Consider the following 10381-nt stretch of genomic DNA (forward strand, 5'->3'; position numbering starts at 1 on the left):
GGCCGGACCGTGCCTGCTTGCGCGCACCGCGCTGCGCGGTCGTCGGTCCGGCCACCTTCCAGCCTCCTCACGCGCCCCGCGCTCCCCCGGGGCGCCGGTCGTCCGTCCGTCCCGCCCCCGCACGCCGACGCTACGTGCCGAGCGCGCGCTAGGCGGCCCGACGCGCGGCGATCGCCTCGTACACCATGCCGACGAGCAGCTCGTCGGCGTCCCGGCGGCCGAACTCCGCGGCGCGGCGGGACATCTCGTACAGCCGGTGCGGGTCGGAGAGCACCGGGAGCACCTGGCTCTGCACCCAGTCCGGGGTGAGTTCGGCGTCGTCGACCAGCAGGCCGCCGCCCGCCTTGACCACCGGCTGGGCGTTGAGCCGCTGTTCGCCGTTGCCGATGGGCAGCGGGACGTACGCGGCGGGCAGCCCGACGGCGGACAGCTCGGCCACCGTCATGGCGCCGGCGCGGCACAGCATCATGTCGGCGGCGGCGTACGCCAGATCCATCCGGTCCACGTAGGGAACCGGGATGTACGGCGGCATGCCGGGCATGTTGTCGACCTGCGGCAGCTCGTTCTTGGGGCCGACCGCGTGCAGGATCTGCACCCCGGAGCGCTGGAGCAGCGGGGCGACGGTCTGGACCACCTCGTTGAGCCGCCGGGCGCCCTGGGAGCCGCCGGAGACCAGCAGCGTGGGCAGGTTGGGGTCGAGCCCGAACGCGGCCCGCGCCTCGGGCCGGACGGCCGCCCGGTCCAGGGTGGCGATGGTGCGGCGCAGCGGGATGCCGACATAGCGGGCGTGCCGCAGCTTGCTGTCGGGGGTGGAGACCGCGACATGGCGGGTGTAGCGGGAGCCGATCTTGTTGGCCAGGCCGGGGCGGGCGTTGGCCTCGTGGACCACGATAGGCACCCCGAGGCGCTTGGCCGCGAGATAGCCGGGCAGGGCGACATAGCCGCCGAAGCCGACCACGCAGGCCGCCTTGGTGCGCTCCAGGATCTGCTCGGCGGCCTTGATGGTGCCGCGCAGCCGCCCGGGGACGGTGATCAGCTCCGGGGTGGGCTTGCGGGGCAGCGGCACGGCCGGGATGAGTCCCAGCTCATAGCCGCGCTCCGGCACGAGCCGGGTCTCCAGGCCACGTTCCGTGCCGAGGGCCGTGATCCCCACGGTCGGGTCCTGCCTGCGCAGGGCGTCCGCGAGGGCGAGCGCGGGCTCGATGTGGCCGGCGGTCCCCCCACCGGCGAGTACGACATGCACCGAAATTCACCGCTCTCCGGACGGTCGCTTCTTGACGCGCCGTCTCATCGTCTTCCATCTCACCCCAGCCAGCCTCTTTCTTATAGCAGGCTGCCGCATGGCCAGCGCCGCCCGGGCTGCGGGCTCGGCTCGCGCGAAGGCGATCAAGAGCCCGATGGCGAACATGGTCGGCAGCAGGGCGGAGCCCCCGTAGGAGAACAGCGGGAGGGGGACACCGGCGATCGGCAGCAGACCGAGCACCGCACCGATGTTGACCACGGCCTGGGCCGTGATCCAGGTGGTCACTCCTCCCGCGGCGTACCTGACGAAGGGGTCCTCCGTGCGTCCGGCCACGCGGATACCCGCATAGCCTAGAGCCGCGAAGAGGGCGAGCACCGACAGCGTCCCCGCCAGACCGAGCTCCTCACCGGTCACCGCGAAGATGAAGTCCGTGTGCGGTTCGGGGAGTTGCCCCCATTTTTCCACACTGGCACCGATTCCGGAACCGAACCATCCGCCGGACGCCAGGGCGTAGATGCCGTGCACCGCCTGCCAGCACTGGTCGTTCGGGCCGGGGTCGGTGGCGCCGATGCAGTCCAGCCGGGCCATGCGGTTGGGGCTGGTCTTGATGAGCAGGAAGCCCAGCAGCCCGGCGACGCCGAGCACCCCGGCGAAGAGCCGGGTGGGGGCGCCGGCCAGCCACAGCAGCCCGAAGAGCACGGCCGTGAGGATGATGGCGGTGCCCATGTCGCCGCCGAGCATGATCAGGCCGAGCAGCACGAAGGCCACCGGCACCAGCGGGACCAGCAGGTGCTTCCACTGGGTCAGCAGCCGCTTGTCCTGTTTGCGGGCGAGCAGGTCCGCGCCCCAGAGCACCAGCGCCAGCTTGCCGAACTCGCTGGGCTGGAGCTGGAAGGGGCCGCCGACGTAGAGCCAGTTGGTGTTGCCGTTGACGGAATGCCCTATCCCCGGCACCTGCACCAGGACCATCAGGAACACCGAGCCGGCCAGCAGCGGATAGGCGAGCAGGCGGTGCAGCCGCACCGGGGTCCGGGAGGCGATCAGCAGCAGGACGGTGCCGAGGACGGCGGCCACGAACTGCTTGCGGAAGAAGTAGGAGCCGGGCAGGCCGGACTGGATGGCCTGGATCATCGAGGCGGAGAAGACCATCACCAGGCCGAGCACGGTCAGCAGCAGGCTGCCGCCCAGGATCAGGTAGTACGCGGTCAGCGGGCGGTCCCAGGCCCGCCTGAGCCGCTCCAGGAGCCGCCGGGGGGAGGGCGGGCCGCCGGTGCGCCGCGGGCGCGGGGAGCGGCGGACCTTGCCGACGGTGCGCGGGCGGGGCCGCTGGGCCTTGGCCTGGGCCTTGCCGGCGCCGCCGCCCGTCCCGCCGGTCCCGCCCCGGCCGGCGGACGCCTTCCCGGCCCGCTGGACCTTGGCCTGCTGGGCCTTGGCCTGGGCCTTGGCGGGCGCGGCCTTGGCCTGGGCCTTGGCGGGCGCGGCCTTGGCCGGCGCCGGGTTGCGCGACGACGCCGGTTTCGCCGGTCGGGCCGTCATTCTCGTCCCCTCCTGGTGCGTGCGCCGTCTCCCGGGCCGGAAGGCGCGTCGGCGTCCCTGGGAAGCGGCGGGGGCGCGACGCTAACGGTCCTCTTCGGCCAGTTCGCGTACCGCGGCGGCGAAGGCGTCGCCGCGCTGGTTGTAGTTGACGAACATGTCCATCGAGGCACAGGCCGGGGCCAGCAGCACGGTGTCCCCCGGCCGGGCCAGCCGCGCCGCTTCCCGGACGGCCTCGGACATCGCCCCAGTGTCGGTCCGGTCGAGGTCCACGACCGGCACATCGGGGGCGTGTCGCGCCAGGGCTTCGCGGATCAGGTGCCGCTCGGCGCCGATGAGGACGGCGCCGCGCAGCCGCCGCGCGGCCCCGGCGACCAGGTCGTCGAAGGTGGCGCCCTTGGCCAGGCCGCCGGCGATCCACACGATGTGCTCGTAGGCGGCCAGGGACGCCTCGGTGGCGTGGGTGTTGGTGGCCTTGGAGTCGTCGACGTAGCCGACGCCGTCGATGTCCGCGATGTGCTCGATGCGGTGCGGATCGGGCCGGAAGGCGCGCAGGCCGTCGCGGACGGCCGCCGGCTCCACTCCGAAGGCGCGGGCCAGGGCGGCCGCGGCGAGGGCGTTGGCGACGGTGTGCGGGGCGGGCTGCCCGGTCCCCGGCGCGATGTCCGTGAGCTCCGCGAGCTCCTGGGCGTTCTTGTGCCGGTGCTCGACGAACGCGCGGTCCACGAGGATGTCCTCGACGACCCCCAGTTGGGAGGGGGCCGGGGTGCCGAGGGTGAAGCCGATGGCGCGGCAGCCCTCCTCGACGTCGGCGCCGCGCACCAGTTCCTCGGTGGCCGGGTCGGCGGTGTTGTACACGCAGGCGACCCGGTTGCCCTCGTAGATCCGGCCCTTGTCGGCGGCGTAGGCGGCCAGGGAGCCGTGCCAGTCGAGGTGGTCGGGGGCGAGGTTGAGGACGGCGGCCGAGTGCGGGCGCACGCTCGGCGACCAGTGCAGCTGGTAGCTGGAGAGCTCGACGGCGAGCACGTCGTACGGGCGGTCCGCGAGGACCGCCTCCAGGATCGGGGTGCCGATGTTGCCGACGGCGGCCGTGCGCAGCCCGGCCGCGGTCAGGATGGCGGCGAGCATCCGCACGGTGGTGGTCTTGCCGTTGGTGCCGGTCACCGCGAGCCAGGGGGCCGCGTCGGGGCCGCGCAGCCGCCAGGCGAGCTCCACGTCGCAGTAGACCTCGACGCCGGCGGCGGCCGCGGCCGCGAAGAGCGGGCTGTCGGGGCGCCAGCCGGGCGAGGTGACGACCAGTTCGGTGCCCTCGGGGAGGGTGTCGCCGTCGCCGAGGCGGACGGTGACGCCCTGGGGTTCGAGCTCGGCGGCCCGCGCGCGCTGGGCCTGACCCTCGCCGCCGTCGACGACGGTGACGTGGGCGCCGCGGCCGGCCAGGGCGCGGGCGGCGCTGACGCCGCTCACGCCGAGGCCGGCGACGGTGACGCGCCGGCCCTCGTACGACTCCGGGGTCATTTCTCGGCCGCCCAGCCCGCGTAGAAGAGGCCGAGGCCGACGATCACGCACATGCCCTGGATGATCCAGAAGCGGACCACGACCAGGACTTCGCTCCAGCCCTTCAGTTCGAAGTGGTGCTGGAGGGGCGCCATCCGGAAGACCCGCTTCCCGGTGAGCCGGAAGGAGCCGACCTGGATCACGACCGACATGGTGATCAGCACGAACAGGCCGCCGAGCAGCGCCAGCAGCAGCTCCGTGCGGGAGCAGATGGCCAGGCCCGCGAGCGCGCCGCCGAGGGCGAGCGAGCCGGTGTCGCCCATGAAGATCTTGGCGGGCGAGGTGTTCCACCACAGGAAGCCGAAGCAGGCGCCCATCAGGGCGGAGGCGACCACGGCGAGGTCGAGCGGGTCGCGGACCTCGTAACAGCCGGGGCCGGCGGTCAGCGGGTTGGCGCAGGACTCCTGGAACTGCCAGACGCCGATGAAGGTGTAGGCGCCGAAGACCATCACGGAGGCGCCGGTGGCCAGGCCGTCGAGGCCGTCGGTGAGGTTCACGCCGTTCGACATCGCGAGGATCATGAACAGCGCCCAGATCACGAAGATCACCGGGCCGACCGACCAGCCGAAGTCCTGGGTGAAGGAGAGCTTGTCGGAGGCCGGGGTCTGGCCCCGGGAGTCGGCGAAGTTCAGCGACAGGACCGCGAACGCGATGCCGACGATGAGCTGGCCGGCCATCTTGGCCTTGGCCCGCAGGCCCAGGCTCCGCTGCTTGACGATCTTGATGTAGTCGTCCAGGAAGCCCACCAGGCCCATGCCCGCGAACAGGAACAGCACCAGGATGCCGGAGAACGACGGATCGCTGCTGGTGATGACCTTGGTGAGGGCGTAGGCGATCAGCGTGGCCAGGATGAACGCGATGCCGCCCATCGTGGGCGTGCCGCGCTTGCTGTGGTGGTCGCGCGGGCCGTCGTCGCGGATGTACTGACCGTAGCCCTTGCGGGCCAGCAGCTTGATCAGCAGCGGGGTGCCGACCAGGGTCAGGAACAGCCCGATGACTCCGGAGAAGAGGATCTGTTTCATCCCGTTCATCGGGTGGCGACCTCACCCTCGCCGTCGAGCAGCGCCTGCGCGACCCGCTCCAGGCCCTCGGCCCGGGAAGCCTTCACCAGGACCACGTCCCCCGGACGCAGCTCTCTGCGCAACAAGTCGATCGCCGCCTGCGCGTCGGACACGTGCACCGACTCCTCACCCCACGAACCCTCGTTCTTGGCACCCATGTCGAGCCAGGCGGCCTCCCGGCCGCCGACCGCCACGAGCTTGCTGACGTTGAGCCGGACGGCCAGCCGTCCGACCGCGTCGTGCTCGGCGAGTGACTCCTCGCCCAGCTCGGCCATCCGGCCGAGGACCGCCCACGTGCGCCCCCCTCGTGCCCGCGAGGCTTCTCCCATCGCGACGAGCGCGCGCAGAGCGGCTCGCGTGGAGTCGGGGTTCGCGTTGTAGGCGTCGTTGACGACCGTCACGCCGTCCGAGCGCTCGGTGACCTCCATCCGCCAGCGGGAGAGCTGTCCCGCCTCGGAGAGCGCGGTGGCGATCTCGTCGACGGACATGCCCGTCTCATGGGCGACGGCGGCCGCGGCGAGCGCGTTCGACACGTGGTGCTCACCGTACAGCCGCAGCGTCACGGCCCCGCACCCGGTGGGTGTGCGAAGGGTGAAGGAGGGCTGCCCGGTGGCGGTGAGCCGGACGTCCTCGGCGCGGATGTCGGCCTCCTCGGACTCGCCGAAGAACACCGTACGGGCGCGGGTGCGCTTCTCCATCGCACGGACGTACGGGTCGTCGGCGTTGAGGACCGCGATCCCGTCGGCGGGCAGCGTCTCCACCAACTCGCCCTTGGCCAGGGCGATCCGCTCCCGGCCGCCGAACTCGCCGATGTGGGCGGTGCCCACGTTGAGCACCACGCCGATGGTCGGCGGGGTCAGCTCGGTCAGATAGCGGATGTGGCCGACGCCGCGGGCGCCCATCTCCAGCACCAGGTGCCGGGTGCCCTCGTCGGCGCGCAGGGCGGTGAGCGGCAGGCCGATCTCGTTGTTGAACGAGCCGGGCGGCCACACGGTCGGGCCGCGGCGCTCCAGCAGCTGGGCGATCAGGTCCTTGGTGCTGGTCTTGCCGGCCGAGCCGGTGAGCGCGACGACGGTGGCGCCCAGGCGCTCGACGACGGCGCGCGCCAGCGCGCCGAGCGCGGCGACGACGTCGTCGACGACGATGGCGGGGACGCCCACGGGGCGGGCGGCGAGCACGGCGACGGCGCCGGCGGCGACGGCCTGCCGCGCGTAGTCGTGGCCGTCGGCCCGCTCGCCCGCGAAGGCGGCGAACAGGCCGCCGGGGCGGACCTCGCGGGAGTCGATGACCACGGGGCCGGTGACCCGCTGCCCGGGGTCCGGTATGTCGTGCGCCCGGCCCGAGACGATCTCGGTGATCTCGGCGAGGGACAGGGGGATCATCGCGTGCCCTCGCTCTCGGCGCCGGGGGTGTCCTGGGTGCGGCGCGCGGCGCGCTCGATGGCCTCGCGCAGCACCTCGCGGTCGTCGAACGGCCGGATCACTCCGGCGATGTCCTGGCCCTGCTCGTGGCCCTTGCCGGCCACCAGCACGGTGTCACCGGGGCGGGCGCGGGCGACGGCCGCGGCGATGGCGGCGGCCCGGTCCTCCTCGATGAGGACGGTGCCGCGCTCGTGCGCCGGCACCTCGGCGGCGCCGGCGAGCATCGCCGCGAGGATGGCGAGCGGGTCCTCCGAGCGCGGGTTGTCGGAGGTGAGCACGGCCGTGTCGGCCAGGCGCGCCAGCGCCGCGCCCATCGGGCCGCGCTTCTGCCGGTCGCGGTCGCCGCCGCAGCCGAGCACGGCGTGCAGCCGGCCCTCGGTGACCTTGCGCAGGGCGCGCAGGACCGATTCGACGGCATCCGTCTTGTGGGCGTAGTCGACCACCGCGAGATACGGCTGGCCGACGTCCACGCGCTCCAGCCGGCCCGGGACGCCCGGGACGGACCCCACGCCCTCGGCGGCGGTGCGCGGGTCGATCCCGGCGACGACCAGGGCGGTGATGGCGGCGAGCGCGTTGGCGACGTTGAAGGGGCCGGGGATGGGCGCGCGGGCGGCGACCCTCTCGCCGCCGGGCCCGTGCACGGTGAAGGTCGAGCCGTGGGCGCCGACCTCCACGTCCGAGGCGCGCCAGTCGGCGTCCGGGTGGCCCTCGGCGGAGAAGGTGACGACGGGGACCTCGGAGATCCCCACCAGCCGCCGGCCGTACTCGTCGTCGAGGTTGACCACGCCGGCGCGGGCGCGGGCCTTGGTGAAGAGCTGGGCCTTGGCCAGGAAGTAGTCCTCCATGCCGGAGTGGAACTCCATGTGCTCCGGGCTGAGGTTGTTGAACACGGCCACGTCGAAGACGGTGCCGTCGACCCGGCCGAGGACCAGGGCGTGGCTGGAGACCTCCATGGCGACCGAGCGGACGCCGCGCTCGCGCATCACCGCGAAGAGCGCCTGCAGGTCGGTGGCCTCGGGGGTGGTCCGCTCGGACTTCAGCCGCTGGTCCCCGATCCGGGACTCGACGGTGCCGATGAGGCCGGTGAGCGCGCCGGGGCCACCGGCCGCGCGCAGTCCGCCCTCGATCAGATAGGCCGTGGTGGTCTTGCCGGAGGTGCCCGTGATGCCGATCCGGAGCAGGTCGCGGCCCGGCTCGCCGTAGATCGTGGCGGCCAGGGCGCCCATGTGCTCCCGGGGGTCGGCCACGACGAGCACCGGCAGCCCGGTGGCCGCGGCGCGGTCCCGGCCGCTGGGGTCGGTCAGCACGGCGACGGCGCCGAGCCGGGCGGCCTGGGCGACGAAGTCGGCTCCGTGGACGCGCTCGCCCGGTCGGGCGATGTAGAGGTCGCCCGGGCGCACGGCCCGCGAGTCATGGGTCACCCCGGTGACGTCGACCTGCGCCGGTGGCGCCGCGATGCCCAGCTGATCGGCCAGCTCCGCGAGGGGGGTGGGGCGGACCTGGTCTGGGCGGGGCGCTCCCGGGTACGTGCCGGGAGCGTCCGGGCGAGTGGTGTGGGACTGATCAGCGTGTGGCACGGCGGTGAGCGTACCGGGCGCACGCTGTCCGCCGGGAATCGAGGGGCGTGTGGCCCTCCGGTTCCCGGGACGGGGCGTGATCGTCGTCACGCGCGCGCCTCCGCTCAGGGGTCGAAGGTCACCGGCAGCCGGGCGGGCTCGGCACCGGTCGGCGGGACCTTGAGGGTCTTGAGGGCGAACTCCATCACCTGCTTGTGGATCGGGCCGCACACCTGGCCGCCGTAGTAGCTGCCCCGGGTGGGGTTCTGGACGGCGCAGTAGACGGTGACGCGGGGGGCGTCGGCCGGGGCGAAGCCCGCGAAGGAGGCGGTGTAGCCGTGGTAGCGGCCGGTTTCCGGGTCGACGCGGTTGGAGGTGCCGGTCTTGCCCGCGACGCGGTAGCCCGGGATGCGGGCCTTGGCGCCGGTGCCCTCGCGGTCGTCGACGACCGATTCGAGCATGGTGGCGAGCGTCCGCGCGGTCTTCTCGCTCACCACCCGGGTCCGCTTCGGCTCGGGGGCGGGGGTGAAGTTCCCGTCCGGGCCGCGGACGCCGCGGACCAGACGGGGCGCGACGCGCTCGCCGCCGTTGGCGATGGTCGAGTACACGGACGCGGCCTGGACGGCGTTGAGGGACAGGCCCTGGCCGAAGGGGATCGTGTACTGCTGGGAGGCGCTCCAGGTCTTGGGATCGGCCAGGATGCCGGGGGTCTCGCCGGGGAAGCCGAGGCCGGTCGGGGAGCCGACGCCGAAGGCGCGCAGATAGCGGTGGAGCACCTGGTTGGCCTGCTGCTGGTTGGCGCCCAGCTGTTCGACGGAGAGGATCGTGCCGATGTTGCTGGACTTGGCGAGCACGCCGTTGAGCGTCAGGTACCAGGTCGGGTGGTCGATGTCGTCGGCGAACAGCCGGTCGGCGCGGTGCAGCCGGTTGGGGACCGTGACATGCGTGTCGGGCGTGGCGGCGCCCTCCTCCAGGACCGCCGCCATGGACATCACCTTGGCCGTGCTGCCGGGCTCGTACGCGTCCTGGAGGGCCGGGTTGCCGAGGTCGGAGCCGTTGGCCCTGGAGATGTCGTTCGGGTCGAAGCCGGGGGCGTTGGCCAGGGCCAGGATCTCGCCGGTGCGGGTGTCCTGGACGACGACGTAGCCGCGGTCGGCCCCGGACTTGCGGACCTGGTCGGTGATGGCCTTCTGGGCGGCCCACTGGATGTCCCGGTCGATGGTCAGCTCGACGTCGGAGCCGGGGACGGCGGGCTGCTCGCGGGTGTCGGCCGTGGGCACCTGGCGGCCGCCGGACTGGGCGTAGGTGATCTTGCCGTCCTTGCCGGCGAGCCGCTTGTCGAGCTGGGCCTCCAGCCCGCCGCCGCCCCGGCCCTCGGCGTTGACGAAGCCGAGCAGGCCGGCGGCCAGCTCCTTGTTCGGGTAGACCCGCTTGCTGTGCGGCTCCTGGTTGATCCCGGCGAGCACATTGGCGCCCTGCCCCTTGCTCTCCTTGGCGGCCAGCTCGCTCTTCAGCTGCTTGACGCGCTTCCAGACCTGGGGGGACTGGCGGCTGGCGAGCAGGGCGTAGCGGGAGCCGGGCACGGAGAGCTTCTTCGCCAGCTCCGCCTCGTCCGCGCCGAGGACGGGGGCGAGGAGGGCGGCCGCCCGGCGCGGGGCGTCGGGGACCTTGCTGCGCTCGGGGGTGAGCAGCAGGGGGTCGCCGGTGATGTCGTACGCGTCGACGGTGGTGGCCAGCGCGATGCCCCGGCGGTCGGTGATCTCCCCGCGGGCGGCGGCGAGGGGGTGGGTCACATAGCGGTTGACGTCGGCCTTGGAGGCGTAGGCGGCGGCGTCGACCGCCTGCACCTGGAGCAGCCGGGCGACGAACACCAGCATGACGAGGGTGAGCCCGGCGCTCACCAGCCGCAGCCGGGGGCGCGGGTCGCCGAGCTTGAGCGTGGAGGGGCGGCCGGCGCGCGGGGGCCGCGCGGGGCGTGCGGTACGCGCCGGGGGGCGCAGGCCCGTACGGGTC

Annotated in this window: 7 protein-coding genes; all 7 read right to left on the reverse strand. The window is 73.5% G+C overall.

The window, feature by feature from the left end; all coding sequences use genetic code 11:
* Positions 1–148: 148 nt before the first annotated feature.
* Positions 149–1243: an undecaprenyldiphospho-muramoylpentapeptide beta-N-acetylglucosaminyltransferase gene (gene murG, locus ACSNOD_RS22490; protein ID WP_436768822.1), complete on the reverse strand. Its 1095-nt coding sequence runs from the start codon at positions 1241–1243 to the stop codon at positions 149–151.
* A gap of 6 nt (positions 1244–1249) precedes the next feature.
* On the reverse strand, positions 1250–2779 hold the full coding sequence (ftsW, locus tag ACSNOD_RS22495) for a putative lipid II flippase FtsW (protein ID WP_436768823.1): 1530 nt from the start codon (positions 2777–2779) through the stop codon (positions 1250–1252).
* 81 nt (positions 2780–2860) lie between these two features.
* Entirely contained in the window at positions 2861–4291 is a 1431-nt protein-coding gene (gene murD / locus ACSNOD_RS22500; RefSeq protein WP_436768824.1) for a UDP-N-acetylmuramoyl-L-alanine--D-glutamate ligase, read from the reverse strand.
* Complete coding sequence (mraY, locus tag ACSNOD_RS22505; RefSeq protein WP_436768828.1) at positions 4288–5352, reverse strand: phospho-N-acetylmuramoyl-pentapeptide-transferase; 1065 nt, start codon at positions 5350–5352, stop codon at positions 4288–4290. Before mraY ends, murD begins: the two co-directional genes overlap by 4 nt.
* 5 nt (positions 5353–5357) lie before the next feature.
* Positions 5358–6773, reverse strand: a complete 1416-nt coding sequence (locus ACSNOD_RS22510) for a UDP-N-acetylmuramoyl-tripeptide--D-alanyl-D-alanine ligase (protein WP_436768825.1) — start codon at positions 6771–6773, stop codon at positions 5358–5360.
* Positions 6770–8479: a UDP-N-acetylmuramoyl-L-alanyl-D-glutamate--2,6-diaminopimelate ligase gene (locus ACSNOD_RS22515; RefSeq protein WP_436768826.1), complete on the reverse strand. Its 1710-nt coding sequence runs from the start codon at positions 8477–8479 to the stop codon at positions 6770–6772. Before ACSNOD_RS22515 ends, ACSNOD_RS22510 begins: the two co-directional genes overlap by 4 nt.
* A 14-nt stretch (positions 8480–8493) precedes the next feature.
* The coding region (locus ACSNOD_RS22520) for a peptidoglycan D,D-transpeptidase FtsI family protein (RefSeq protein WP_436768827.1) at positions 8494–10381 on the reverse strand (1888 nt) is incomplete at its 5' end.

The sequence above is a fragment of the Streptomyces sp. URMC 123 genome (genome assembly GCF_051386515.1).
Taxonomy (GTDB): domain Bacteria; phylum Actinomycetota; class Actinomycetes; order Streptomycetales; family Streptomycetaceae; genus Streptomyces.